This is a genomic window from Hymenobacter polaris (assembly GCF_012927305.1).
In the GTDB taxonomy this organism is placed as follows: domain Bacteria; phylum Bacteroidota; class Bacteroidia; order Cytophagales; family Hymenobacteraceae; genus Hymenobacter; species Hymenobacter polaris.
Window position 1 is genome coordinate 2,456,386 of sequence record NZ_JABBGH010000001.1, and the last position, 24,974, is coordinate 2,481,359.

At 62.8% G+C, this 24,974-nt stretch carries 19 protein-coding genes; 9 read left to right on the forward strand and 10 right to left on the reverse strand.

Features of this window, described 5'->3' with window-relative positions; genetic code table 11:
- Nucleotides 1–59: 59 nt before the first annotated feature.
- Entirely contained in the window at nucleotides 60–932 is an 873-nt protein-coding gene (locus HHL22_RS10320; protein ID WP_169530893.1) for an urease accessory protein UreD, read from the reverse strand.
- A gap of 296 nt (nucleotides 933–1,228) precedes the next feature.
- On the opposite strand from HHL22_RS10320, the gene HHL22_RS10325 reads away from it, so the two are divergent.
- Complete coding sequence (locus HHL22_RS10325) at nucleotides 1,229–1,390, forward strand: hypothetical protein (protein WP_169530894.1); 162 nt, start codon at nucleotides 1,229–1,231, stop codon at nucleotides 1,388–1,390.
- Nucleotides 1,391–1,458: 68 nt separating this feature from the next.
- Here HHL22_RS10325 and mltG read toward each other — a convergent pair whose 3' ends face one another.
- Entirely contained in the window at nucleotides 1,459–2,547 is a 1,089-nt protein-coding gene (gene mltG, locus HHL22_RS10330; protein WP_169530895.1) for an endolytic transglycosylase MltG, read from the reverse strand.
- Nucleotides 2,548–2,749: 202 nt separating this feature from the next.
- Here mltG and HHL22_RS10335 point away from each other — a divergent pair, with 202 nt between their 5' ends.
- Nucleotides 2,750–3,382 (forward strand): L-threonylcarbamoyladenylate synthase, encoded by a 633-nt coding sequence (locus HHL22_RS10335; RefSeq protein WP_169530896.1) that lies wholly within the window; start codon nucleotides 2,750–2,752, stop codon nucleotides 3,380–3,382.
- A 127-nt stretch (nucleotides 3,383–3,509) separates the two neighbouring features.
- On the opposite strand, the gene HHL22_RS10340 is transcribed toward HHL22_RS10335, so the two are convergent.
- Together HHL22_RS10340 and HHL22_RS10345 are read right to left on the reverse strand one after the other, a co-directional pair.
- Nucleotides 3,510–4,427: a lysophospholipid acyltransferase family protein gene (locus HHL22_RS10340; protein ID WP_169530897.1), complete on the reverse strand. Its 918-nt coding sequence runs from the start codon at nucleotides 4,425–4,427 to the stop codon at nucleotides 3,510–3,512.
- Nucleotides 4,424–5,299, reverse strand: coding sequence for a hypothetical protein (locus HHL22_RS10345; RefSeq protein ID WP_169530898.1), 876 nt, complete (start codon nucleotides 5,297–5,299; stop codon nucleotides 4,424–4,426). Before HHL22_RS10345 ends, HHL22_RS10340 begins: the two co-directional genes overlap by 4 nt.
- A gap of 92 nt (nucleotides 5,300–5,391) precedes the next feature.
- On the opposite strand from HHL22_RS10345, the gene HHL22_RS10350 reads away from it, so the two are divergent.
- Together HHL22_RS10350 and HHL22_RS10355 are read left to right on the forward strand one after the other, a co-directional pair.
- The gene (locus HHL22_RS10350) at nucleotides 5,392–6,033 is read left to right on the forward strand and encodes a WbqC family protein (RefSeq protein WP_169530899.1); all 642 of its coding nucleotides are present in this window, start codon (nucleotides 5,392–5,394) and stop codon (nucleotides 6,031–6,033) included.
- Nucleotides 6,034–6,165: 132 nt separating this feature from the next.
- Nucleotides 6,166–8,796 carry an ATP-dependent Clp protease ATP-binding subunit gene (locus HHL22_RS10355; RefSeq protein WP_169530900.1) on the forward strand — a complete coding sequence of 877 codons (2,631 nt, stop codon included), beginning with the start codon at nucleotides 6,166–6,168 and terminating at the stop codon, nucleotides 8,794–8,796.
- Nucleotides 8,797–9,245: 449 nt separating this feature from the next.
- On the opposite strand, the gene HHL22_RS10360 is transcribed toward HHL22_RS10355, so the two are convergent.
- Both HHL22_RS10360 and HHL22_RS10365 read right to left on the reverse strand, forming a co-directional pair.
- Nucleotides 9,246–10,379 carry a PA14 domain-containing protein gene (locus HHL22_RS10360; protein WP_169530901.1) on the reverse strand — a complete coding sequence of 378 codons (1,134 nt, stop codon included), beginning with the start codon at nucleotides 10,377–10,379 and terminating at the stop codon, nucleotides 9,246–9,248.
- 108 nt (nucleotides 10,380–10,487) lie between these two features.
- The gene (locus HHL22_RS10365; protein WP_169530902.1) at nucleotides 10,488–11,729 is read right to left on the reverse strand and encodes a helix-turn-helix domain-containing protein; all 1,242 of its coding nucleotides are present in this window, start codon (nucleotides 11,727–11,729) and stop codon (nucleotides 10,488–10,490) included.
- Nucleotides 11,730–11,928: 199 nt separating this feature from the next.
- Here HHL22_RS10365 and HHL22_RS10370 point away from each other — a divergent pair, with 199 nt between their 5' ends.
- The gene (locus tag HHL22_RS10370; protein ID WP_169530903.1) at nucleotides 11,929–12,354 is read left to right on the forward strand and encodes a hypothetical protein; all 426 of its coding nucleotides are present in this window, start codon (nucleotides 11,929–11,931) and stop codon (nucleotides 12,352–12,354) included.
- A gap of 83 nt (nucleotides 12,355–12,437) precedes the next feature.
- Here HHL22_RS10370 and HHL22_RS10375 read toward each other — a convergent pair whose 3' ends face one another.
- From HHL22_RS10375 to HHL22_RS10385, 3 genes are all read right to left on the reverse strand, one after another.
- A complete protein-coding gene (locus tag HHL22_RS10375) occupies nucleotides 12,438–14,915 on the reverse strand; it encodes an outer membrane beta-barrel family protein (RefSeq protein WP_169530904.1) in 2,478 nt (825 codons plus the stop codon).
- 120 nt (nucleotides 14,916–15,035) lie between these two features.
- On the reverse strand, nucleotides 15,036–15,404 hold the full coding sequence (locus tag HHL22_RS10380; protein WP_169530905.1) for a hypothetical protein: 369 nt from the start codon (nucleotides 15,402–15,404) through the stop codon (nucleotides 15,036–15,038).
- A gap of 88 nt (nucleotides 15,405–15,492) precedes the next feature.
- The gene (locus HHL22_RS10385) at nucleotides 15,493–16,794 is read right to left on the reverse strand and encodes a helix-turn-helix domain-containing protein (RefSeq protein ID WP_169530906.1); all 1,302 of its coding nucleotides are present in this window, start codon (nucleotides 16,792–16,794) and stop codon (nucleotides 15,493–15,495) included.
- A gap of 435 nt (nucleotides 16,795–17,229) precedes the next feature.
- Between HHL22_RS10385 and HHL22_RS10390 the strand changes: the two genes are divergently transcribed.
- The 4 genes from HHL22_RS10390 (at nucleotide 17,230) to HHL22_RS24230 (ending at nucleotide 23,647) form a co-directional block, all read left to right on the forward strand.
- Nucleotides 17,230–17,964 (forward strand): T9SS type A sorting domain-containing protein, encoded by a 735-nt coding sequence (locus HHL22_RS10390; protein WP_169530907.1) that lies wholly within the window; start codon nucleotides 17,230–17,232, stop codon nucleotides 17,962–17,964.
- A gap of 563 nt (nucleotides 17,965–18,527) precedes the next feature.
- Nucleotides 18,528–20,438, forward strand: coding sequence for a T9SS type A sorting domain-containing protein (locus tag HHL22_RS24380; protein ID WP_169530908.1), 1,911 nt, complete (start codon nucleotides 18,528–18,530; stop codon nucleotides 20,436–20,438).
- Between the two features lie 65 nt (nucleotides 20,439–20,503).
- Nucleotides 20,504–21,196, forward strand: coding sequence for an ion transporter (locus HHL22_RS10400; protein ID WP_169530909.1), 693 nt, complete (start codon nucleotides 20,504–20,506; stop codon nucleotides 21,194–21,196).
- 120 nt (nucleotides 21,197–21,316) lie between these two features.
- Nucleotides 21,317–23,647 (forward strand): M28 family peptidase, encoded by a 2,331-nt coding sequence (locus HHL22_RS24230; RefSeq protein WP_169530910.1) that lies wholly within the window; start codon nucleotides 21,317–21,319, stop codon nucleotides 23,645–23,647.
- Nucleotides 23,648–23,769: 122 nt separating this feature from the next.
- Here the strand turns inward: HHL22_RS24230 and HHL22_RS10410 are convergent, their stop codons facing one another.
- Entirely contained in the window at nucleotides 23,770–24,819 is a 1,050-nt protein-coding gene (locus HHL22_RS10410) for an NAD(P)-dependent alcohol dehydrogenase (protein ID WP_169530911.1), read from the reverse strand.
- Between the last annotated feature and the right edge of the window lie 155 nt (nucleotides 24,820–24,974).

Sequence of the window (24,974 nt, forward strand, 5' to 3'; positions counted from 1 at the left end):
CTTGTTGCAAAGCACCTGAAACGCAGCCGCCGCCGCGATGGTTGGCCCCGGCCGTCGCGCTAGTATTTGCGCCCTAGGGGGTCGAAGCCGAGCAGGCCGGGCGCGGCCAGCGCGGCCCCCACAGCCTGATATACCGGTTGTAGGGCCAAGCGCGACGTGCCCACGGCCCGCACCACCAGCACGTTCTCGCGGGCCTGGGCCACGCTCACCACGCAGGGCCGCCCCCCTAGGGTGGCGTGCAGGGCGGTTTGGCCGGGCGGGGGCAGTTGGCGCAGCCCGGCCGCCAGGGCCGCGAAGGCCGCGCCGCCGGGCGGCCCCACTAGGTAGAGGGTCAGGGCCGAATGATAGGGCCCGAAGCTGGCCTGCGAGGTAAGCAGGTGCTCGGCCGGGCGCAGGGCTAGGCGGTCGAGCAGCACCAGGCGGCCGGCCACGCGCACACGCAACTCGGTGCTGAAATCGGTGAAAGCGAATTTTTCGCCCGCGTCGGTGCGGCCGGCGTGAAACCAGTCGGCCAGCAGCAAGGTGGCGCCGGGGTGCAGGTGCCAGTGCTGGGTTTGGTGGTAGCGGCTGGCGGCCTGGGGCACCAGCGGGTCGGGTAGTACTACGGCCAGGGCATCTTCGGCCACGTGGCCCTCAATGTGCTGCTCGGCCCGGCGGCCGTCTATCGACTTGTAGATGCGCGTGTTGGCCTGGGTGGTGAGCAGCAGGCGCGCCCCCTCCCCCACTTCGGCCCGCAGGCGCGGGCAGTCGCCGGCCAGCAGGCCGCCGCCGTAGCTGGCCAGCACCAAGTGGCAGGCCGGCCCAGCGTGGGCGGCCGGGTTGATGATTTTGAGTGGCTGCACGCTACGGCTCGCCACCAGCCGCGACCGCCCTCGCACCTGAGCCACGGTGAGCAGGCTCCAAGCGGGGGCTAGGGGGTCGGGTGCGGTCATGGAGCAGGTGAGGTAAGGCGCTGGCTGAGCGGCGGGTACTGGGTTAGCGCCGGCTTGGGTTTCGCGCTGCGCTGGCGGGTGTTAGCTGCCCTAGGGGCCGGCGGTAGCAGAAATCAGGGGCTTCGTGCAGCAGCGCTCCGTTGCCTGGCAGCCCGCTGCTGGCGAGCCATTGCAACGAGCTACCGGGCAAAAACCCTGCTTCGGCTAAGAAATCCTTGAATTAAGCCAATAAAAATGCTGCGCTGGCGAGGCTAAGGTAGCTTTGTAAAATTTTTTATGCACCCACAATTACATTTATGAATGCCTCGCCTCATTTTCGCTACTACCTGGTTTTGGTGCTGCTAGTGCTGCTGGGCTTAGCCATCCGCGTGCAAAACGGCGCCGACGTGACCAGCGCGCCTAGCCCAGCCACCGCTACCGCCGACAGCCCAGCCCTTACCCTGGCCAAAACCAGGTAGCCGGCTCCCTAGGGTAGCGCACGGGGCAAAAGCCTTGGCCCTGGCGGGGCCGGCCCCTACCCGCCAGCCTAGTTGATGCCCGCCCGCGTGAGAGCCGCCTGGTAGCGGCGCGCGTTTAGGATGTGCTGCTGCTGGGTGGTGGCAAAGGCGTGGTAGCCGCTAAAGTCGTCTTTGGCGCAGAAGTAGAGGTAGTCGTTCTGCTCGGGGTGCAGCACGGCGTCGAGGCTGCTGATGCTGGGCAAGTCAATGGGGCCGGGCGGCAGGCCCGCCACGCGGTAGGTATTGTAGGGCGATTCTTTCTGCAAATGCTTGCCCAGCACGCGCTTAATGGTGAAGTCGCCGTTGGCATACACCACGGTGGGATCGGCCTGCAACTTCATGCCGCGCTTGAGGCGGTTGAGGTACACGGCCGCAATGCGGGGGCGCTCGTCGGCGTGCTGCTGCTGCTCGGCTTCCACGATGCTGGCCAGGGTGCTCACCTGCACCCGCGTGAGACCCAGCTTCTGGCGGGCTTCGTCGCGGGCGGGCGTCCAAAATTTCTCATACTCGTCCTTCATCCGGCGCAGCAGCTTCTCGGCCGGGGTGGTGTAGTACACCTGGTAGGTATTGGGCACAAACATGGCCAGTACCGTAGTGGTGTCGAAGCCCAGGCTGCGCGTGAAGCTGGGGCTGCTCAGCAGCGAGTCCAGCTGCTGGGGCGTGGCGGCCAGCTGGCGGCCCAGCTTGTCGGCCAGATCGCGGCGCAGGCGCACATTGGTGAAGGTGAGGTTGAGCGGCGACTGCTGGCCCGACTTCAGCAGGTTGATAACCTGGCGGTTGGTCATTTGGTCGCGCAGGGCATAGCGGCCGGGCTTCACGGCGCCGGGCTTGTCATAGTTCATCAGTCGGGCCACGAACCGCAGCGAGAGCTTGTCGATAACGGCGTTGGTGTTCTCTACCTGGTCGAGGGCCTGCTTCCAAGAGCTGCCGCGCCGAATGAACACGTAGGCCGGGTGCTCTTTGGAATCGATGTTGGCCGTGAAAAAAATCTGGTAGAAGTAATAGGAGAAGCTCACCAGCAGCAGGCCCCCTAGGCCCACCACGGTGGCAATGAGGTTGCGCCGCTTCTGACCCTGCTCGCGGGCTTCGGCAACGGACTTTCTGACAGGTTCGGACATAGGGAAGGGAATAACCGCCCAAAATTAACCCCCGCCCGGTTCTGGATTTTGAAACAAGTGGCGGCACTTTTGCTTATTGCGGGCAAGTGAGGGCGGAAACCCCGCCTGGTAGTACCTTGCCCGCCCAAAAGGGGTTTGGTAGCACTGCCTACTTTTGCTTGTCCGACTTCTTATTTTAGCCTTTAGTTCGCTTCCTTACCTTATGGCCGCCACGCTGCTCCGCATCCACCCCGAAAATCCGCCCCAGGCCCGCATTCAACAAGTAGTGGACGTGCTGCGCAAAGGGGGGCTGATTATTTATCCCACCGATACGGTGTACGGTATTGGCTGCGACATCTACAACCAGAAAGCGGTGGAGAAGCTGTGCCGCATTAAGGGCGTGAAGCCGGAGAAGGCCGATTTCAGCATCATCTGCCATGACCTGTCTAACCTGAGCGACTACGCCCACGGCATCACCACGCCAACCTATAAGATTATCAAGAAGGCGCTGCCGGGCCCGTTCACCTTTCTGTTTGAGGCCAGCCCCAACGCCCCGCGCTACGGCGGCGTGAAGCGCAAGACGGTGGGCATCCGGGTGCCCGACAACCTAATTGTGCGCCAGATTGTGAAGGAGTTTGGCAACCCCATCGTGAGCACGTCGGTGCGCCAGGATGAGGAAACCCTGGAGGAATACGTAACCGACCCCGACCTGATTCTGGAGAAGTACCGCTCGCTGGTGGACCTAGTTATCGACGGCGGCTTCGGCGGCAACACGCCTAGCACCATCGTCGACTGCACCACCGAGGACTACGAAATCGTCCGCCAGGGCCTAGGCGACATCGAGCAGTACCTGTAATCGCAGATTTAACTGATTTAACGGATTGCGCGGATACGCCGCTTCGCGGCTGACGACGCTGGCTGTGGTTAGTCCACTGCACCCACGTCGTCAGCCGCAAAGCGGCGTATCTGCGCAATCCGTTAAATCAGTTAAATCTGCGATTATGTTTCCAGCGGCGGTGCGTCCAGAGGTATTGCTCGGGCGTGGCGCGGATGTCGGCCTCCAGGTGGCGCACGAAGGCCTCGGTGGCGGGGTGGCGCAGGGCCTCGGACACGGTAGGCGCCAGGCCGGGCAGCGGCCCGCCGGGCAGCTCGGCAAACGTGACGGCATAGTAGCCGCGCCGCTCGCGCCGGATGCCCACGTAGAGCACGATGGCATCGAATTGCGGTGCCAGCCGGTCGGCGCTGCTGTAAAAGCCGGCGTCGCGGTGCAAAAACTCGGTCCAGTAGGGGCGGTCGGCGGGGCCGGCGGCTTGGTCGAGCAGCAAGCTCACGGTGTGACCCGTGTCGCGGTGCTGCACTAAGTAGCGCAGGGTGCTTTGCATGGGCACGGCCTCAGGCCCTAGGCGGGTGCGCAGGCGGCGCATAAACCACTCGAAAAACTTGTTGCTTAATACCTTATACACCCCCGCTACCCAGCCCGGAAACAGGGCGCCCGCGCGGGCCAGTATCCACTCCCAGTTGCCCAAGTGCGAGCCCAGCACCAGCACCAGCCGTCGCTCCTCCAGGGGCCGCAGCAGCACGCCGGGGTTGGTGAAGCGCAGGCGGCGGCTCAGCTCCACGGGGCTGATGGCGGCCAGCTTGATAATCTCGACCAGCACCTGGGCAAAATGCCAGTAGAAGCGCCGGCCGATGAGGCGAATTTCCGCTTCGCTTTTCTCGGGAAATGCGTGGCGCAGGTTGTCGAGCACCACGCGCTGGCGGTAGCGTACCCCGTAGGCCAGCAGCCAGTATACCACGCGGGCCAGCCCATACAGCACCCCTAGGGGCAGGTGGGCCAGCGCCAGCAGCGGCGCGGCCAGCAGGTGGTAGTACCAGGGTACCCTAGGGGGTGGCTGGCTCATCGGGGCAGGGCGGCGCCGGCGGGCGCATACTCGGTGAGGCTGCGCGTGCCCTGCTGGCTTTGGGTGGCGAGCACTTTTTTGGTGGCAGCGTCGCGGGCCGTGACGGTGAGCGTGAAGGGGCCGGCGGGCAGGGGCCCTAAGGGCAGCTGGCCCACTACGGTGGTGGGCCGGCCCACCGTGGGGCTGATAGGGTCGGCATCGGCATCGGCGGCGAAGCCTTCGGCATTTTCTACGTGGTAGTGCAGCACCACGGGCCGGCTGGCGGGCAGCTGGCTCAGCTCGGTGTAGAAGAAGATGTTATCGGCGCCGCGGCCGTAGTAGTTGCCCGGCGCGCGCGTCAGCAGGTAGCCGCCGCGGTTGAAGTTGCTTTGGCCATCGGCCTTGGTGGCGGGGCGGCTCAGAAATATCACGTCGCTGAAAGCGGGGCCGGCGGGCGCGGCCACGGTGAGGGGCAGCTCCACGGTGGTTTCGCCGTTGGCCGGCTTGTACTGGTCGCGCACTTTGCCGCGCAGCGTGTAGGTGCCGTCGGGCAGGTTCACGCGCTTCAAAAAGCTGAGCGGGTTCTTGATGCTGACGGTGGTATCGGTGAGGACGGGCGGCTTCAGCGTCACGGTTTCCTGCCAAGCGGGCTGGCCATCGGCCTTCACAATGCTCAAATCGACCACCGCCGCGGCCTGGAACGAGCGCGGCGCCCGCTGCCGGTAGGTAAGCGGCCGCACCGGCACCGTCACGTAAATCTCCACCTCGCCCCCCTTGTGCTGCGCCTGGTCGAGGCTGCGGAACGTGGCGGTTTGCAGCAGCAGCTGCGGCGGGGCAGCCTGGGCGGCCAGCGGCGCTAAGAGGGTAGCCAGAGATAACAGGAAGTGACGCATAGAAAGCAAATTTAGGGTGAGGCAACGGGGCAAGGATTGTTCCGGTTTTTGGGCGGCCCACACTTCTGGCGCCTAGGGCTACCTTGCGCTCCATGTCCATCGTTCTTTCTGAGCTGCACTACCTACCATCCATCCCCTATTTCCGGCAGCTGCTGGCGGCCGAGGCGCTGCTGCTCGACGCCCACGAGCACTACCCCAAGCAAACCTACCGCAACCGGGCGCTGGTGCTCACGGCGCAGGGACCGCAGCCCCTTACCGTGCCGGTACGCGACGGGGCCAGCGCCACCAAGGTGCGCACCAGCGACATCGAGATTGACTACCGCCAAAACTGGCCCCACCGCCACCTGCGCACCTTGCAAACGGCCTATGGCAGCTCGCCCTACTTCGGCTACTACGCCGATTACTTCGAAGATATTTACCGCCAGAAACCCGGCCGCCTCTGGGACCTGAACCTGGCTTTGCTGCAGCTACTGCTGCGCTGCCTGCGCTGGCCGCTCCCCCTCGACGCCACTGCCACTTACCTAGACCCGGCCGGGCCGCTGCCCCCTAGGGTGCTCGACCGGCGCGACGTATTGACACCCCGCACCGCGGCACCTGACAGTACGTCGCAGCGGCCGTATCCGCAAGTGTTTGGCCCCGCGTTTGTACCAGGGCTGAGCGTGGTTGACTTGCTCTTTATGCAAGGGCCGCGAGCGGGGCAATTTTTGGCGGGCAGGCAGTTAGCTAATTCCTAACTGGCCCGAACCTTCGTTTGCGGGTGCTTGTTTTTAAGGAATAGTCCATCGTTTTTTTTGTATCTGCGTAGCGCTATTATTGATTTCTATTTCGGTAGCCACAATACCACCGCTACATTCTATCTTGCTTGCATGGAAGCTAAATTTTCAAACCGCGTCAAGGAGGTCATCTCCCTGAGCCGCGAGGAGGCCATTCGGCTGGGCCACGACTACATCGGCACCGAGCATCTGCTGCTAGGCATGATTCGGGAGGGTGAGGGTACGGCCCTGGGCCTGCTCAAGAAATTGGGCGTGAGCACCGACGAGTTGAAGTTTGCCCTGGAGCAGGCTACCCGCAACACGGCCAGCCAGGGCACCAGCATCACCGGCTCCATTCCGCTGACCAAGCAGACGGAGAAGGTGCTGAAAATCACCTACCTCGAAGCCAAGATTTTCAAGTCGGAAATCATTGGCACCGAGCACTTGCTCCTCTCGATTCTGCGCGACGAGGACAACATTTCTTCCCAAATTCTTTCCAAATTCAACGTGAACTACGAAACCGTGCGCGACTCGCTCGACTACCACGGCGCCGCTCCGGGTAACGGCCCCAAAGCCGAGAAGCCGGATACCGACGACGATGATGACCGTCTCTTTGGCCAGGGCCAGGGCGGTGGGGGCCGCGGCCAGGGCAACCAAGGCGCCCAGGGCGGCCAGGGTGGTGCCCGCAAGGCCGGCGAAAAATCACGCACCCCGGTGCTCGATAACTTCGGCCGCGACCTGACTAAGCTCGCTGAAGAAGATAAGCTCGACCCCATCGTGGGCCGCGAAAAAGAGATTGAGCGCGTGGCCCAGGTGCTGAGCCGCCGCAAAAAGAATAACCCGATTTTGATTGGCGAGCCGGGCGTGGGTAAAACCGCCATCGCCGAGGGCCTGGCCCTGCGCATCATCCAGAAGAAGGTAAGCCGCGTGCTCTTTAATAAGCGCGTAGTGACCCTAGACCTGGCTTCGCTGGTAGCCGGCACCAAGTACCGCGGCCAGTTCGAGGAGCGCATGAAGGCCGTGATGAACGAGTTGGAAAAGTCGCCCGACGTTATCCTGTTCATCGACGAGCTGCACACCATCGTGGGCGCCGGCGGAGCTTCGGGCTCGCTCGATGCCTCCAATATGTTCAAGCCGGCTTTGGCCCGCGGCGAGATTCAATGCATCGGCGCTACCACGCTGGATGAGTACCGCCAGTACATTGAGAAGGATGGCGCCCTGGCCCGTCGCTTCCAGATGGTGATGGTGGACCCCACCACGCCCGAGGAAACGATTGAAATTCTGCACAACATCAAGGACAAGTACCAGGACCACCACCACGTGGTGTACACCGACAAGGCCATTGAGCAGTGCGTGAAGCTGAGCGACCGCTACATGAGCGACCGCTTCCTGCCCGACAAAGCCATCGACATCTTGGACGAGGCCGGCGCCCGCGTGCACATCAACAACATTGTGGTGCCCGAGGACATTCTGAAGCTCGAGGAGCAGATTGAAACCATCAAAGGGGAGAAAAACCGGGTGGTGAAGTCGCAGAAGTACGAGGAAGCCGCCAAGCTGCGCGATACTGAGAAGAAACTGCTGGAACAGCTTGAAACGGCGAAGAAGAGCTGGGAAGACGAGACCAAGAAGAAGCGCTACACGGTGAAGGAGGAAAACGTGGCCGAGGTAATCGCCATGATGACCGGCATCCCCGTGAACCGCGTGGCCCAGAACGAAGGCGAGAAATTGCTGAACATGGGCAACGAGCTGAAAGGCAAGGTTATCGGCCAGGACAAGGCCATTGCCCAGCTGGTGAAGGCCATCCAACGTACCCGCGTAGGCTTGAAAGACCCGAAGAAGCCCATTGGCTCGTTCGTGTTCTTAGGCCCGACGGGCGTGGGCAAGACCGAGCTAGCCAAAGTGCTGGCTACCTACCTCTTCGACAAGGAAGACGCGCTGGTGCGCGTAGATATGTCGGAGTACATGGAGAAGTTCAGCGTATCGCGCTTGGTGGGCGCGCCTCCCGGTTACGTGGGTTACGAAGAGGGCGGCCAGCTGACGGAGAAAATCCGCCGCAAGCCGTACTCGGTTATCCTGCTCGACGAGATTGAGAAGGCGCACCCGGACGTGTACAACCTGCTGCTGCAAGTGCTGGACGACGGTATTCTGACCGACGGTTTAGGCCGCAAGGTGGACTTCCGCAATACCATCATCATCATGACCTCGAACATCGGGGCGCGTGACTTGCAGGACTTTGGCGCTGGCATCGGCTTTGGCACCAAGGCGCGCAACGAGAACATGGACGAGTTGACGAAGGGTACCATCACCAGCGCCCTGCGCAAGACCTTCTCGCCCGAGTTCCTCAACCGCTTGGATGACGTGATTGTCTTCAACTCGTTGGAGAAGAAGGATATCCACAAGATTATCGACATCAGCCTGAGCAAGTTGCTCAACCGCGTGCTGACCCTAGGGTACCGCGTGGAGCTGACCGAGAAAGCTAAGGATTTTGTGGCCGAGAAAGGCTACGACCCCAAGTTTGGCGCGCGTCCGCTGAACCGGGCTATCCAGAAGTACATCGAAGACCCGATTGCCGAAGAAATCCTCAAGGCCCAGGTGTTGCACGGCGACATCATCACGGCCGACTACGAGGACGGCAAGGAGGAGCTGACGTTCTCGGTGAGCAAGAGCGACGAGAAGCCCAACCTGGCCAGCGACGAGCGGCCGGCCGAGGCACCCTCGGAGCCCGAAAGCGGCGAGACGAAATGAGGTTAGCTAAGTAGTAAAAGGCCGGTTCCGCAGTGCGGAACCGGCCTTTTTTTGTTGCAAGCTAGGTTTTTAATCTATTTTCAACCTGCTACTCACCCTACCCTATGTCCCGCGTAGTTGCCACTACTTTGCTCAGCGGTCTACTCAGTTTAGTACCAGCGTGGTGGCTATGGCACATTTGGCCCACCGTGCTTCCGCTGGTGCCGAATCATTTTGGTCTTGATGGCGTGGCAGACCGCTTTATTGAGCGGAATTGGCTTTGGAACATTGTGTGGTGGCCCGCAATCGCCTTCGTGGTCTGCACCTTCTTTCCGCAAGTGCACGAAGGCGAATCACTAGTTTGGAGTGGTTTGTGGCAGCAGCAGATTCGCCTACTGCTGGTAAGCAGCTTAGTACTTATAGTTCTGCTATTTGAGCGTGCGGCCGTGCAGCAAGGAAAAAGTGCACACTTAGGGCAGCGGGCGCAGCACCACGCGGCGGTTGCGGGGGCGCTCGGCGGGCAGGTTGTTATCGGCTACGGGCTGCGTGCCGCCCAGCCCTAAGGGCTGCAAGCGGGCGGTAGCAACACCGCGCGCGGCGAGGTACTGGCACACGGCCTCGGCGCGGCGCTGCGAAAGCTGGCGGTTCAGCTCCGGGTCGCCTTGGTTGTCGGTGTGGCCCTGCACCTCCAGGCGCAGGCGCGGGTAGTGCCCTAGGGCCTGGGCCAGGGTATCGAGGCTGGCCTGCACCGGCGCGGGCAAGTCGGCCTTACCCTGCTCGAAGTAAAGCGCGCGTAGCGTAAGTGCCTGGCCTCTAGCCAGGTGAGCGGCCAGGGTATCGGCGCGGCGGGGACTACTGGCAACTGGCGTGCGGTGCCGGCGAGCTACTACCCTAGGCTTCAAGGCAATCCGTGGTGGCCTGGCGCTACTTGGTGGGGCGGGCGCCGGAGCCGTGACTAGCAGCGCGGGCGGAAGGGGCTGCTTCGCTACCACCGCCACATTGGCTAGGGCCACCGTTAGCTTGGGCGGTGCTGGCATATGGCTGAATAAGTAGCGGGTAGGAATAGTTTCCTGAATGCGTTTGGTGAATGGGATAGGCGCTTCCGTCAGGCCCCACAGATTGCGCCACGAACTGAGCGTTTCGGTGTGGCGGGGCCGCTCCCAAATTAGCAGCGCTCTAGCACTCAGCGAGTACTGGCAATAATCGAGGCGTAGTCTATAAGGGTGGCCGGCTTCCAGCTCTAGCGGCACATCGAAGTAGCTGAGGGGCTGGCCGCGCCACTCATCGAGCACTTGCTGGCCATCGAGCCACAGCCGCGCGCCATCGTCCACGGCTAGGTGCAGCACGTAGTGGCCGGTGGTGGGCGGCACCAGCCAGCCCGTCCAGCGCACGGTAAACTGCTCGGCGGGCACCCCGCGCATAGGCTGCTCGTTGGGCCAGTAAAAATCAATCGTTCTATCAAGCCGCGCCCCTATGAAGTGCTCGAAATTCATGCCGTCGTAGTAGGCGCCGCGCAGGCCATCGCCCACGGCTTGCGCGTGGGCCGCCACGGGCCCCAGGGTGGCCAAGCCGCTGATAAGGCAACTTACTATAATGCGGCGCATACGTTGCGGGGTGGCCAGCGGGCCAGCTAGGGTGAACGGAAGTATCGGCAAAACTCCTACCTCCTGCCCTACCAAGCGCCTCAATTTCGCAAGTTGACCCACCTTGCTTTACAATTTAGGCCGCGTTAGCTCGCCGGGAGCCTGGCCGGTCAGCTTCTTGAACACGCGGTTGAAGGTGGACTTGGAGTTGAAGCCGCTTTCCAGGGCCACGCCTACCAACGAGTAGTGGCTGTAGCGCGGGTCGGCCAGCTTGCGCCGGGCTTCGGCCACGCGGTAGCTATTCACGAAGTCGTTGAAGTTTTGCCGGCAGCCTTGGTTGATGACTTTCGATAGCAGCGCCGGGTGCGCCTGCAGGCGCAGGGCCAACTCGGCCAGGGTTAATTCGGGCTCTAGCCAGGGGCGCTCGGCTTCCATGCAGGCCAGCAGGCGGGTGCGCACGGGCAGTAGCTCGGTCGGCAGCTCGGGGGGCGGGCTGCCGACGGGCGCGGCGGGCGGTGGGCTCCCGGTAGTTAGGTTAGCGGCGGGCGGCCGGCCCCACGGCGGCAGCCCTAGGGCCCGGCTGGCCGGCAGCCAGGCGCTGGCTAGCTGCGGCGGCCGGGGCCCGGCGTAGCTGGCTTGCAGGCCCACTACCGCCAACCCGAATACCAGGCCGGCCCGCACCCCCAGCGCGTACCAGATTTCGGAATACGGAAACGGCCCGAACCAGGCATCGAGCGCTACGAAGCTGAGCCCCAGGCCGAAGCCCAGCAGCAGCACTAGCAGCAGCGTGCGCGGGGGCCCCGCTGGCCGCGCCACGCCGAAGGGAGCCGCCGCCCGGTAGCGTCGCTGGGCCTCGAGGGTATGCAGGCCGTAGAGCAGCAGCAGGGCGTAGCAGCCCAGGGCCAGCGGCACCAGCACGTGGCGCAGCAGCTCGGCCGCTGCGCTGGGCGGCCCAAAGCGGGCGGCGGCCACCCCGTGCCGGTAGCCTAAGTCGAGCACCGCCACGCCCGCAAACAGCCCCACTTGCCCTAGGCCCGGCAGCAGCCGGCGCCACGCGCGGGCCCGGCGCAGGGCAGGGCTAGTGAGCACCCGCAGGTAGAGGTAGCACACGGGGGCCAGCAACAGCTCGGCATACCAGGGCGCGTAGAAGGGGGTAGCCGCCGCCTCGGCCAGGGGCGTGAGGCACCAGCTGGCTACGCTCAGCAGGCACTGAGCCAGCAGAAACACGGGCAGCAGCAACAGCAGCGCCAGCAGCAGCCCCGGCAGCAAGGGCCGGCGCCGGCGGCTGGTAGCCAGCAGGACCGCCACGGCCACCGCCGGCCCCAGTAGCGGCAGCAGCACCGCCGCCCGAAACATATAGGTGAATAGCATAGCGGGCGCCGGCCCCTAGGGCCGCCCCGCAAAGAAACCAGCGGCGGGGCAGTTGGCCTAGGGCCGGGTGGGCCGGCAACCAGGCTGGCCCGGCTTGCTACTGGCTAAAGAAGTTTTTTTTATACGGCACCCTGTGCAAATGCGCCCTGCGTAGCATCAGCCTGTTTGACTGCGTACTACTACCCCAACCTCCCTTTCTATGACCAGGAAAAGCATTACTTGGCTGCTGGGCGTTGGGTTGCTGCTAGGCCCGGCTGCCCTACTTGCTCAGCAGCACCTGCCCTACGACACGAAGCTCACGGAGCCCGACCAAGAGCTAGATGACCTTAGCGGTGGGTTTGCGGGCATCCACCGCATGTCGGCCCAGCGGCGCGGAGTGCAGGGTTTGCACCATACCGTGTACTGGGTGAATGCGGATGGCCAGCGGCTGACGGCGTACAAAAGCGGCCGACAAGCTTGGCAAGCCAATGTAGCTCAGGCTTTTGCCAACGTGCTGCCAGGTGCTACCATCAAAAGGCTGGTATTGTCTTCCGGTTTTGTGTTCGTTTTTACCGATAGGCGGGGCCACGCCGAAATAGACCGGGCAACAGGCAACGTATCGGCGGTGGGGGTAGACCCTGAGTAGACCTTGCCGCTAAATGGAGCCAGGCTACGGCAGCGGGCGCAGCAAGATGCCCAGCTACTAGCTGCCCCGGTTTTTGGCTAGCCCTAGCCCCCCTGGCGGCTGCCCCCGCCCTTGGTATCGTCGTTTTGAATGCTCTTGCGCTGACGGCCGGCCTGCTCCTGGCCGAAGCGGTAGCCCAGCGTGAAGCGGAACGAGCGCTGGTAGGCGTAGTAGGTCGAGCGCTGGTCGAAGGTGGGCGTGCTGGTGGTGTTGCGGTAGGCCCAGCGCTGGTTGAAGGGCGAGCCGAAGTTGAGCGTCAAATCCAGCTTGTCGTTGAGGAAGGTCTTTTTGGCGCCAAGCTGGTAGTACAGGTTAGCCGAGCTGGTGCCCTGGATGCTGGGCCTAGGGGTCGAGCCAAAGGCAAAGGCCTGGAGCGTCAGCGTTTTGGTAAGCTTGTACGACGTATTCAGGTTGAGGCCGGCCGTGAAGCCGCGCCGCTCGGCTTGCAGGGCCGGCGAGCGCAACACCAGGTACTGCACGTCGGGCCCTAGGCTTATGCTCCACTTGGTAGTGGGCTTGAATGCGCCGTACACGTTGAACTGGTAATAGGTATTGGCTGCTACGTTGGCGAAGGTGCTGGCAATCACGCCGCTGCTATCGGTGGGCAGGCGCACCTGCTCGATGGCGTTGCCGGTATGGCGCACCGAAAGCGCGGCATTGAGCGAGGTGGTTTTGATGCTCGTGTTGTAGCTCAGCTCGTACGAGTCGGTTAGCTCGGGGTCGAGGTAGGGGTTGCCGTAGCTAATGACGCCCGGCTGCGAGCGGTCCACAAATGGGTTGAGGTAGTCGATGAAGGGGCGCGTGATGCGGCGGCTGTAGGCAGCGCGCACGCTGCTGGCCTCGCCCAGGCTATACTGCGCAAAGGCATTGGGCAGCGGCGTGAGGTAGGCGCGGGGCCCTAGGGTAGAGCCCGTGGTGCGAAACTCGGCGCTGATACCGGTGCGCTCCAAGCGGCTGCCCACGCTGGCCGTCAGCTTCTTGCCCACCCCAAACGAGTAGATGGCGTAGGCTGCCTGCACGTCCTGGTTATAGCGGAAATCGGTGGCGCGCGCGGGGTTGGGCGCCAGCTCGCGGCCGTAGCGCGTGCCCAGGGTATCGACGGTAGCCACCGAGCCCGTGCGCCGAAAAATCGCCTTCAGGCCTACTTCCAGCTTATTCTTTTCGCCAAAGGGATGCGCGTAGTCGGTTTGTAGGGTGATTTCGTGGCCGGGGGTGCGCCCGCGGCTGCGCTCGACGTAGGTAGCCTGGCTGGGCTCCAGGGCCGTCAGCGAATTGTTGTACTGGTTGAAATCGTAGCCGAAAGTGCCGGGCGTGAGCGCGTACTGGGCCAGGGCGCTGAACTCGCGCCGGGCCTGGGCGAAGGTGTGGGTGTAGGTGCCGGTGGTTTCCAGATTCACGCCGTTGAACACGCTCTTGGTGTCGCGGGTGAAGAGCTGGCTGGCTACGCCCGGCACCGGCGACACGTAGGAATTGAGCAGGTTACTGGTGGAGGAGCCGCCGTAGCCGTCGAGGGCGCTGGCCAGCGACAGGGTGTTGTGCTCGTTCAGGTCGTAGTCGAGCCCTAGGGTGCCGTAGTACCACTGGCCGCGGTTGTAGTTGCTGCTGCTTTGGCGTAGGGTGTCGGTGCCGTAGCGCGAGTAGCCCTGGCGGTAAGTTTCGGAGCGGCCGGGGTTGTACCAGAGCCCGGTGTTGGCCGACGAGGTGAAGTTGAGCTTGCCGCTGCGGAAGTTGAGCGACGTGTTGAGGCTGCTGTTGCGGTTGCCGCTGCTAGCGCTGATGCGGCCGTTGGCCGCCTGCTTGGTGCCCTTCTTCAGCACGATATTGATGATGCCCGCCGTGCCCTCGCCATCGTACTTGGCCGAGGGCGTGGTGATAACTTCCACGCTCTGAATATTTTCGGCCGGAATAGCCTTGAGGGCTTCGGCCAGGTTCTTGGCCAGCGTGGGCGAGGGCTTATTGTTGACCAGCACTTTGTAGTTGCTCGAGCCGCGCATGGTCACGTTGCCGTCGCCATCCACGGCCAGCAGCGGGGCTTTGCGCAGCACATCCTGGGCAGTGCCGCCGGCGTTGCTTACATCTTGGTCGGCGTTGTACACGAGGCGGTCGGGCTTCACTTCCACCACCGGCTTTTGGCCCACTACCACGGCCTCGGCCAGGGCGGTAGTGGCGCTGGGCAGCAAAATAGACCCTAGGGCCGTGGCGCCAGTGCCCACCGTTACGGGCCGGGTGCGGGTGGCGTAGCCCACGTACAGCACCCGCAGCCGGTACGAGCCCGCCGGCAGCTTGGTCAGCGCAAACTTGCCCTGGTCGTCGGCGGCCACGCCCGTGATGGGCTTGTCGCTCGGGGCGGGCGGCAGCAGCACCACCGTTGCGTAGGCCACCGGCTGGCGGGTCAGCGAGTCGAGCACCGCGCCCGTGAGCGAGCCAGTGCCCGCGGCGGGGGTATCGGGGGCCTGGCCATAAGCTGCCGTTACCAGCCACATAAACAGGCTAGCGAAGAGTAGTAACGTTGTATTTTTCATAGCTTGGGGGTGGAAAAGGCACCCAACAGATGCAGCCAACAACCTAAGCGTTGCAAAGCGCAAGGCCGTAGGTTGCTCCCGTTATCGGGTTAAGACCCGTTTCGTTACGCGGGGGGAACTTTATTTTTTTAACGCTTCGGAACGCATACCCATGCTGACTGACGCGTCGCCACTAATCCGAAAATCCAGCACTGCCTGGCGCTCGCCCAGGTTGCGCACCAGGGCCGCCGAGCCCGCCCCGAAAGCCAGCGCCACCCGCTGGCCAGGTTCGAGGCGGCCCCGCTCCTGCACCTTACCGTCGGCCTGGCGCTCGGCCACGCTCACCGGCACCGGGCCAGTATTGTGGGCCGCCACCCGGAAGGCGCCGCGCTGCTGCCCACCCAGCACAAACTGCTGGCCGGCATCAATAAATGTTTGGGAAAAGATGTCGCCACTAACCGCGAGCAACGCGGCGCAGCACAGAACCAGGGTCGTCAGCAGGGTTCGCATGGTAGCGGGGCTAGGGTGAAATGATGGCCCAAAGGTCCCCTACCCCGCCGCGCCCAGCGCTCCAAGCTATAATCTGGCTCGTCCCAACTTATGATTTAGGGCGCACGACCTCGCTAGGAGCCTGGCCCAGCAGCTTCTTAAACACGCGGTTAAACGTTGATTTAGAGTTGAATCCGCTTTCCAACGCCACCCCTACCAGCGAGTAGTGACGGTAGTGCGGGTCGGCCAGCTTGCGCCGGGCCTCGGCCACCCGGTAGCCATTCACAAAGTCGTTGAAGTTTTGCCCGCAGCCCTGGTTGATGACTTTTGATAGCAAGCTGGGGTTGGTGCGCAGGCGCTGGGCCAGCTCGGCCAGGGTTAGTTCGGGCTCCAGCCAGGGTTGTTCGGCCGCCATCAGGGCCAGCAGCCTGGTGCGCAGCGCTTGCAGCTCGGGCGCCAGTTGGGCGGGCGGCGCGGGGTTGGTCTTGGCGGGCGGGGGCAGCCCGATTGGTAGAGCCGCCAACGGTTGGGTAGCCTCCCCTAGGGCACCAGCGGGCGCGGGCGGCCCTAGGGCCGCCGGCAAGGTTTCGGGCACCGGCAGCACCAGCGGCTGGGGGCCGGCTTCGAAGAGCAAAGGGCTGCTGGCCGCCGCGTAGTTGGCTTGAATACCCACCACGATGAGTCCATAAATCAGAATTCCCTGCAGGGCGTAAAAATTCCAGGCCGCGTCGTAGCTGAAATCGAGCGCGGCGTTGAGGGCCAGAAACACCAGGTTGAGCGTGAGCACGGCCGCCTGCAACAGCAGCAGCTGGCGCAGGCCGGCAAAGCGCAGCCGCTCAGGATTCGAGAAGTTATCGTTGAGGTAGTGGCGGTAGCGGCGGTAGTCGGCCAGCACCCGCAGGCCGTAGCCCAGCAGCAGCGCCAGCCCTAGCCAGTCGAGCGGCGCGCTAAGATTGTCGAGCAGCTTCGATGCTACCCCCTGCGTGCCAAAGTGGTAAGGCAGCGGCCGGTGCTGCACGCCCCGCCACCAAAGCAGGTCGTAGGCTGCCGCCAGGGGCCGCAGCAGCGCCTGGGTTAGCCCCGGCAGCAGGGGCCACGCCTGCCGCCAGCTAAACTCTTGGTTGGTCAGGCTCTTGAAATATAGGTAGTACGCGGGCCCTAGGGCCAGCCCCACATCCCAGGGCCAGTAAAACATGAAGGTGGAGTAGCCATCGTGGCTATCGAACCAGCCCGCGTAGCCGAGCATCCAGCGAGCGACGCTGAAGGTAGGCACCAGCAGTAGCAGGGCCAGCAGAGCATCGGGGGCCGCCCTACGCCGCCCAAACCGGCCCAGCAGCCATAAGGCCGCAGCCAGACCCGGCACCACCAAGGGCAGCAGCAACGCACTACGGGGACCAAAGGCAAATAGCATAAGGCGAAGGTATGGGCAATGCCCAGGCTCGGGTAGCCTTGGGGCCGACACCCTGCTAGGCGCATTACCACCAAGCCTGCGCCTCACCTAACCCAGCCCAGCATAGCCGAACACTATCAGCACCGGATGGCGCCGGGCGTGCAACGCAGCCATCATTCTTTGTTAAGCAAGCTATCCACTGCAAATTATATTTTTAAAATTCTCACAAAATTTTTCACTATTGCTCGCAAGACAATATTATATATAGCTAATTCTTTTATTAGTACAATAATAAAACATATTTTTTGTCTAAAAACGAGCTATTTTTAATTTTAATCCTATATTTGTAACATCCTACTAACCTCTTTATTTGTCATAATCCAGATTATACCCTTTTACTTGTTATATAAATAATACCATAAAATTCATTTTTTATCCTTCCTATTCTCTTACGTTATGTCAAAACTTTGTACCTATATCCTACTGAGTCTGGTTACTATTCTATCCTTCAAGCCCGCTAAAGCTCAAGTGCTTGCGCCCACCTTAGGAGGTGAGGTAGGCATTAAGGCCATCACGGCTACCACGATGGAGTTAGAGTTTGGTATGCGCGGCACGGGCCAGGGCCGGGTAGTAGCAATTGCGGCTATCCCCAGCGGGGCCCCCACCCCTCTTGCCGCGGCCGATAGCACGTTCTACACGGCCAATCCGGTTTATGGGCAAGGTTCGGCCATCGGCCAAGGCTTTATCGTGTATGCCGGTACGGGGCATTCGGTTACGGTCACGAACCTTACGCCTAGCACCATCTATTACATCACCTGCGCCGAGTTCAACACCGACGGCACCCATATACGCTACAATAACCGCGGCAGCAGCATTGCTACTTCTACTCGCGTGGCCTCGGCTACCGCCCTGGCCTCGGCCGCAAGTTTCGCCCGCGGCATTGAAGTATATCCCAACCCCAGCGCCGGGCAGACGGTTAACCTGCAGCTCCTCGGCTACGCCAATGAATTGGTGACGGTGCGCCTGGCGAGTGCCCTAGGCCAGGCCCTGTGGGAGCAAGCCCTCACCCCCGTAGCCAGCAACTACCAGACGCCCCTGCTGCTGCCAGCCAGCTTAGCGCCGGGCACCTACTTTCTCACCCTGGCCAATAGCAGCGGTCAAATACAAAAGCGCCTTACCATCAGCAAGTAAGATGGCCCTCCCGCAGCGCTAGCTGCTAGCCTTCCTAACGCAAAAAGCCCATTCCTACGGATGGGCTTTTTGCGTTAGGAAGGCTGCCTTAAATGCCTTATAATTCAACCAGGGGCAAAAAGCCTGCTACATGCCTGATATACTACTAACCAACAGATAGTTAAGCCAGTATCAAACCCGTATTTATAATTAGGTAATGGATGCAAACCCAATATTTTGTTGCTCAAATCCTATTCGCGCTCGCTACTTTAGTATATTTGCTTGTCAATTCCACCCAATTTCCTATTGACATTATGCAACACCTGATACTTTTCCGCCCTTACCTCCTGCTATGTAAACAAGCACTTAGGTCAACCAAGACCGGAGTACTACTCGGCTGCTTATTGCTGCTGGCAGGAGTTCCCAAGTATGCCCAAGCGCAGGTTACGAGTGGCACCGGCTTCTACAAGGATTTTGTAGTGATTGATAATGGCAGCCGCAGAAATGACTACTACTACACAAACCAGCCAGTTAATGGGCTTAGCAATTTTCAGGGCGCGGATTTAGGCAGTTACGACGTCAATGTGGCTACTATATACCTGGGAGGGGAAGCTAGCACAAGGCGCGTAAACGGCGACAACGTGCTGCAGGATGGCATGACCATGTACTACCGGGTGCATCCAAAAGGAGTGAATACCGGCGCTTTCGCCGCGCTGCCACTTACTTACCTGCGGTCGGGTGACGACGGCCAAGCTACCAGCCAAACGTGGAGCAACACATACACTCGGCCCAACATAGTAGGCGGCCTCAATGCGGGTACTTACGAGCTGGAGGTTTACTTCCAGGGCACGGCTACTTATAATAATAGCGGTGGAAGCGGAAGCTTTACTTTTTACGACAACAACGGCGGCAACAATTACAAAGCGGTATTTACGATAACTGGTACCAGACTACAGCAGGCGCAATGGACCGGTAACAGTAATAATGACTGGTTTACCGCTAGCAACTGGTCTTCCAACACAGTGCCCGATGAGAATACCGATGTTGTTATTCCCTTTAACACTACCAACCGGCCACGGATTGGTAGCGGCGTAGCTTATACGCACGACCTCACGTTGACTGGCAATCCTAGCGGCCCAGGTTTAAGCCTATTTCAGGATGCTGGCCAACTCAAGATATACGGTGATTTTACCGATAACAATGGCGCGTTTCAGCAGACTGGCGGCACGTTTACGCTAGCCAGTACCAGTACTGTTAGAGCTCAATCATTTACTGGCGAAAGCTTATTTAACATCAGCATCGAGGGCGGTACGATGAAGATACTGAACGGCCGCTTGTCCGTGCTACAAAACTTGGATTTCAGAAACGGGGGCGGCATTTTGCTGACCGACCCGCGGGATATTCAAAATGCAGGCGTCGATTTAAGTGCGACTACCTCCGGCCAGACAGTCTACGATGCCACGATTACCAATGAGTCGGAAACCAGTTACGTACAAGGCATTCTGCGCACTACCCGCTTGGTCACGCAGGGTGCTACTAATTATTTCGGCGGCATCGGCATTGATTTGCTCGTTACCACCGGCCAGCCCAACAATGTGGTAGTAACTCGCTCGACGGGTGGTACCTACGGGTTTAATTATACCGGCGTAGGTACCAGTCAAAGTATTCGCCGCGGCTTCAAGTTTCAGCCTGATAACCCATCCGGCTTGACCTTTAATGTCATCTTTCACTACTTGGATGCTGAATTGACCAATACTGCCGGCAACAATACTAACATCAAGGAAAGCGACTTGCGCCTTTTCCGGTCGGTTAGCGGCGGGGTTCCGTTTGAAGGCTTGGGCTATACTGCCATGAGCGCTGCTACGAATACGCTGACGCGCACCGGCATCACGGGCACTTTAGCCGCTACCTTTACCCTAGGCGACATCAACAACCCGCTGCCGGTGGAGCTGGTTAGCTTCACGGCTGCCGGTACGGCGCAGGGCGCGGCGCTGAAATGGCTGACGGCTTCGGAAGTGAACAGCAAGGGCTTCGGGATTGAGCGGCAGGTAGCCGGCGCTACTACCTGGCAATCGGTGGGCTACGTGGCGGCCACTAACCTGGCCAACGGCAGCAGCTACAGCTTCTTGGACAAAACCTTGCCGGCAGCGGCTACTCAGGTATACTACCGGCTGCGCCAGGAGGACACGGATGGCAGCCTGCACTACTCGGCAGTAGCTGCCGTTAGCCGCGCCGCCCTAGGCACCGACCTCACGCTGAGCCCGGTGCCGCTGCAGGGCGGGCCGCTGGCGGTCAGCTTTGCCGAGGCCGGCCAGGCGGGCACCGAAATCGTGGTGCTAAACGTGCAGGGCCAGCGCGTGGCGCACTACACCACGGCCGCCAGCACCGACGCGGCCGTGAGTTTGCCGCTGGACAATCTGGCCGCCGGCGTGTACGTGCTGAGCGTGCAGGTGCCGGGGCAAGCCACCCGCCACGCTCGCTTTGTGAAGCAATAGCCGGCCTAGGGCCTGCCCAGCGCTTCAGAGCGCAGCTAAGAGGGGCGTAGTATTTTGGCGACGATATGCGCCGAAGTACTACGCCCTCTTCTTTTCCCCGCGTGGGAGTGCTCAACGTGGCCGTGGTGGTGCTGTCGGTGTACGTGCTGCTGGCGCTGTTCGTCAGCACGGTGTTTCGGCTGCCGCCCCAAACCGAGCGCATCCTAAACCTGGCCGACAACGCCATCTGCGCTTTTTTTCTGGTCGAGTTTTGCATCCGCTTCTACCAGGCGCCGCGCAAGGGGCACTTTTTGCGCTGGGGCTGGGTCGATTTAGTCGCGAGCATTCCGAATGTGGCGGTGCTGCGGGTGGGGCGCACGCTGCGCCTGGTGCGGGTGCTGCGCATTTTGCGGGCCTTCCGCTCGACGCGGCACCTGCTGCACCACCTGTTTCGGAGCCGGGTGCAGGGTACCTTCACGGTGGTAGCGCTGGTGGCCACGCTGATGGTTATCTCCGCGTCGGTTGCCATTCTGCAAGTCGAAACCGCGCCCGACAGCAATATTAAAACTGCCGAAGACGCGCTGTGGTGGGCCTACTCCACGATTACCACCGTGGGCTACGGCGATAAATACCCCGTGACCGGGGCGGGCCGGCTTATTGCGGCGGTGCTCATGACGGTAGGCGTGGGTTTGTTTGGCACCTTCACCGGGCTGCTGGCCTCGTGGTTTGTGGAGGGGCGGCGGCCACCAGCCAGCTCGCCAACGGAGGAAGTAGAGTGAAAGCGCTGGCAGCCCGGTGGTTAGGTGCTTTTACACTTCCCCGTGGGCGCATGGGAAAATTATCAGTTTATTGAGTTACTTGCGGGGAAGTAAGTTGTACTTCACTGGTAGCTTAGGACTATGCGTCGTTTTCTCCGCTGGTGGCCGCTGCTGGCGCTGGTAGCCGCGGGGGCGCTGGCCCTGTACGGCTTGCGGCCGCCCCGCCCCCGGCCGGCCACGGCGCCCGCCACCGAGTTTGCGGCGGCCCGCACCCTTCCCGACCTCGATAGCCTGGCCCGGCAGCCGCACGCGCCGGGCACCGCCGCCCACGCCCAGGTGCGCCGCTACCTGCTGCGCCGCCTGCGGGCCCTAGGCCTGCGGCCCCGCGTGCAAGACACCACCCTGCTGCTGCTACATGGGCAACCCACGCTGGCGCACGTGCAAAACGTGGTGGCCCAGCAGCCGGGCATTCAGGCCGGGGGCCGCGCGGTGCTGGTGCTGGCCCACTACGACACGCAGCCCCACACGCCCGGCGCGGGCGACGACGCGGCCGGGGTGGCGGCCCTGCTCGAAGGCATTCGGGCCCTGCGCGCCGGCCCGCCCCTGCTGCACGACGTGGAGTGGCTCTTTACCGACGGCGAGGAAGCGGGCCTGCTGGGCGCCCACGCCTACGCCGCCGACACCGCCCGCCTGCGCCGCCGGGTGGGCGTGGCCCTCAACCTGGAGGGGCGCGGCAACGCGGGCCCTAGCCTCACCTTCGAGGTGAGCCCGCAGAATGGCTGGCTGATGCGCAAATACGCCCAGGTGGTGCCGGCGCCGCTGGCCTCGTCGCTGTTCTACGAGGTGTACCGCCGCCTGCCCAACGATACTGACTTCACGCCCCTGCGCGAGGCGGGCGTGTCGGGGCTGAATTTTGCGTTTGTAGGCGGCTTCCCTTACTACCACAGCCCGGCCGATACGCCCGCCCACCTCGACCTGGCCTCGGTGCAGCACCACGGCAGCTACCTGCTGAGCTTGGTGCGGCAGTTTGGCGACCATTCATTAGCGGCTACCAAGGCGCCCGACTGCACCTTTTTTAGTGTGCCGGGCCTAGGGCTACTGCGCTACCCCGCCACCTGGAGCCTGCCGCTGGTGGGCGCGGCCGCGCTGCTTTTGCTGCTGGTGGCGGCCGTGGCCCAGCAGCAGCGCCGCCTGGCGTGGGGCGGCCTGCTGGGCGGGGCGCTGGCCTGGCTGGGCGGGTTGGCGCTGGTAGTAGCCAGCAGTTGGGGGCTGCTGGCCGCCGTGCGCGCCCTATATCCGCAGTATCAGGCCTTTTACGAGGGCACGTTCTACAATAGCCTAGCCTACCAGGTGGCGCTGCTGGCGCTGGGTTTGGCCGCGTGGAGCTGGTATTACGGGCAGCTGGGCCGCCGGCTGCGGGCCAATACCCTGGTGGGCGGGGCGCTACTGGTGGTGTGGGGACTGGCGGCGGCGCTGGCCTGGGCGGCGCCTACTTCGGCCTACGTGCTTACCTGGCCGCTGCTGGCCAGCACCCTGGCCTGGGGTTTCAGCCAGCTGCGGCAGCCGGGGCAGCCGGCCGGGGGGCTGGCCTTGGTGGCTACCTGGCTGCTGAGCCTGCCGGCCGTGGTGCTGCTGGTGCCCCTTACGGCGCTGCTACTGGCGCTATTCGGCCTGGGCCAGTTGGTGCTGGCGGCCGGGCTGCTGCTGACGCTGGGCCTGGGGCTGCTACTGCCGCTACTACTGCCCCTGCTGCAGCGGCCGGGCCGGGCGCGGCCCGCCGCTACCGGCCGCCCCGCCCCGCGCGCCTCCTACGCGCTGCCGCTGCTGGGCCTGGCGGGCGCGGCGGGGGCCCTAGGGTGGGGCCACCTGACCAGCCAGCCCACGCCCGCGCAGCCCCAGCAAACGCACCTCTACTACTTCCTCAACGCCACCACCCGCCAGGGCTACTGGCTGTCGGCCCTGCCCCAGCCCGATGCCTACACGCGGGCCGTGCTGGGCAGCCCGCCGGCGGGCCCCGCGCCGGCCGGGCTGCCGGGCCACCCCGCCCAGTGGCAGCCGGCCCCGCCCCTGCCCTTGCCCACTCCTCAGGCCTTCGTGCTAACCGATACACTGCTGGGCGCTCAGCGCCACCTCGCTTTGCGCCTGCTGCCGGGCCAGCCGGCCTGCACCAGCCTGCTGCTGCGCCTGCCCGATACTACGGCCGCTGCGCTGCCGCTGGCGGTGCGCGTGGCGGGCCAGCTGGTGCCCACGCGCGCCCTTGCCCGGTCGGGCTTGCTGCTGCTGCCGCCCGCCCCCGGCGGCACCACCCTCGAGTTGGTGCTGCGCCCTAGGGCCCACCCGCGCCTCGAACTGCTGAGCCGGGCGCTAGGCTTGCCGCCAGCGGCCGGGGCGCCCGCGCTGCCCGCCACGTTTGTGCCCGCGCCGGGCTACAACAGCTTCACTACCCAGGTGCGGCAAACTATCAGACTGTAGCTTTTAGCGGTTGGCTGGGTAGGCCCTTGCGCCAGCCAGGGCCCCTAGGGTCTGAAAAAACTAAAAGCCCACCCTGCTCGGCTGGCAGGGTGGGCTTTTAAACAGGCAGTGAACCTTGGAGCTTAGTTGAGCGAGGCCACGTCGATGACGAAGCGGTACTTCACGTCGCCTTTCAGCATGCGCTCGTAGGCTTCGTTGATGTGCTGAATATCAATCATCTCAATATCAGACATGATGTTGTGCTCGGCGCAGAAGTCGAGCATCTCCTGGGTTTCGGCAATGCCGCCGATGAGCGAGCCGGCAATGCGGCGGCGCTTGGCAATGAGGTTGAAGGCGTGGATGTGCGGGGCCTCGGAGGGCACGCCCAGCAGAATCATGGTGCCCTCGCGGCGCAGCAAATTCACGTAGCTGGCCAGGTCGAGCTGGGCCGATACGGTGTTGATAATGAAGTCGAAGTAGTTGCCCACCGACTTCATTTGCGCCTTGTCCTTGGTTACGATGAACTTGTGGGCCCCTAGGGCTTTGGCGTCGGCCTCCTTATCGGGCGAGGTGCTGAGCACGGTGACTTCGGCCCCGAGGGCGACGGCAAACTTCACGGCCATGTGGCCCAGGCCGCCCAGGCCCATCACGGCTACGCGGTGGCCGGGGCCCACCTGCCACTGGCGCAGCGGCGAGTAGGTGGTGATGCCGGCACACAGCAGCGGCGCCACGCGGGCTAGGTCGAGCTTGTCGCTCACCTGGAGGGTGTACTTCTCGTCCACCACAATCTGCTGCGAGTAGCCGCCGTAGGTGGGCTGGCCGCTACCGATTTCGCGGCCGTTGTAGGTGCCCACCATGCCGGTGGTTTCGCAGTACTGCTCCAGGCCCTCCTGGCAGCTGGGGCAGGTGCGGCACGAGTCCACCATGCAGCCCACGCCGGCCAGGTCGCCTACTTTAAACTTCTGCACGTGGTCGCCCACGGCCGACACGCGGCCCACGATTTCGTGGCCCGGCACCATGGGGAAGATGGAGCCGCCCCACTCGTCGCGAATCTGGTGCAGGTCGGAGTGGCACACGCCGCAGAAGAGAATGTCGATTTGAACGTCGTGAGGACCGGGCGCGCGGCGCTCTAGGCTAAAGGGCTCGAGGGGAATATTGGCCGCGGGGGCGGCGTACGCTTTGGTGGTGGACATGTAACCTGGGTTGGTTTAGAAAAGAACGTGGGGCGAGCAGATTAAAAAGAACGTCATGCTGAGCCTAAGCGAAGCATCTCTCCCAAACGACACCCTAGGCGGCGTGGGAGAGATGCTTCGCTTAGGCTCAGCATGACGTTCTTTTCAACTTACTC

Excerpts from the sequence above, each read along its gene's own strand:
- HHL22_RS24230 (WP_169530910.1), top strand. The coding sequence starts at position 21,317 with ATGCGTCGTTTTCTCCGCTGGTGGCCGCTGCTGGCGCTGGTAGCCGCG.
- HHL22_RS10355 (WP_169530900.1), top strand. The coding sequence starts at position 6,166 with ATGGAAGCTAAATTTTCAAACCGCGTCAAGGAGGTCATCTCCCTGAGC.
- HHL22_RS10335 (WP_169530896.1), top strand. The coding sequence starts at position 2,750 with ATGGCCGCCACGCTGCTCCGCATCCACCCCGAAAATCCGCCCCAGGCC.
- HHL22_RS10320 (WP_169530893.1), bottom strand. The coding sequence starts at position 932 with ATGACCGCACCCGACCCCCTAGCCCCCGCTTGGAGCCTGCTCACCGTG.
- HHL22_RS10385 (WP_169530906.1), bottom strand. The coding sequence starts at position 16,794 with ATGCTATTTGCCTTTGGTCCCCGTAGTGCGTTGCTGCTGCCCTTGGTG.
- HHL22_RS10365 (WP_169530902.1), bottom strand. The coding sequence starts at position 11,729 with ATGCTATTCACCTATATGTTTCGGGCGGCGGTGCTGCTGCCGCTACTG.
- HHL22_RS10350 (WP_169530899.1), top strand. The coding sequence starts at position 5,392 with ATGTCCATCGTTCTTTCTGAGCTGCACTACCTACCATCCATCCCCTAT.
- HHL22_RS10390 (WP_169530907.1), top strand. The coding sequence starts at position 17,230 with ATGTCAAAACTTTGTACCTATATCCTACTGAGTCTGGTTACTATTCTA.
- HHL22_RS10325 (WP_169530894.1), top strand. The coding sequence starts at position 1,229 with ATGAATGCCTCGCCTCATTTTCGCTACTACCTGGTTTTGGTGCTGCTA.
- HHL22_RS10400 (WP_169530909.1), top strand. The coding sequence starts at position 20,504 with ATGCGCCGAAGTACTACGCCCTCTTCTTTTCCCCGCGTGGGAGTGCTC.
- HHL22_RS10410 (WP_169530911.1), bottom strand. The coding sequence starts at position 24,819 with ATGTCCACCACCAAAGCGTACGCCGCCCCCGCGGCCAATATTCCCCTC.
- HHL22_RS10375 (WP_169530904.1), bottom strand. The coding sequence starts at position 14,915 with ATGAAAAATACAACGTTACTACTCTTCGCTAGCCTGTTTATGTGGCTG.
- mltG (WP_169530895.1), bottom strand. The coding sequence starts at position 2,547 with ATGTCCGAACCTGTCAGAAAGTCCGTTGCCGAAGCCCGCGAGCAGGGT.
- HHL22_RS10340 (WP_169530897.1), bottom strand. The coding sequence starts at position 4,427 with ATGAGCCAGCCACCCCCTAGGGTACCCTGGTACTACCACCTGCTGGCC.
- HHL22_RS10380 (WP_169530905.1), bottom strand. The coding sequence starts at position 15,404 with ATGCGAACCCTGCTGACGACCCTGGTTCTGTGCTGCGCCGCGTTGCTC.
- HHL22_RS10360 (WP_169530901.1), bottom strand. The coding sequence starts at position 10,379 with ATGCGCCGCATTATAGTAAGTTGCCTTATCAGCGGCTTGGCCACCCTG.
- HHL22_RS10345 (WP_169530898.1), bottom strand. The coding sequence starts at position 5,299 with ATGCGTCACTTCCTGTTATCTCTGGCTACCCTCTTAGCGCCGCTGGCC.
- HHL22_RS10370 (WP_169530903.1), top strand. The coding sequence starts at position 11,929 with ATGACCAGGAAAAGCATTACTTGGCTGCTGGGCGTTGGGTTGCTGCTA.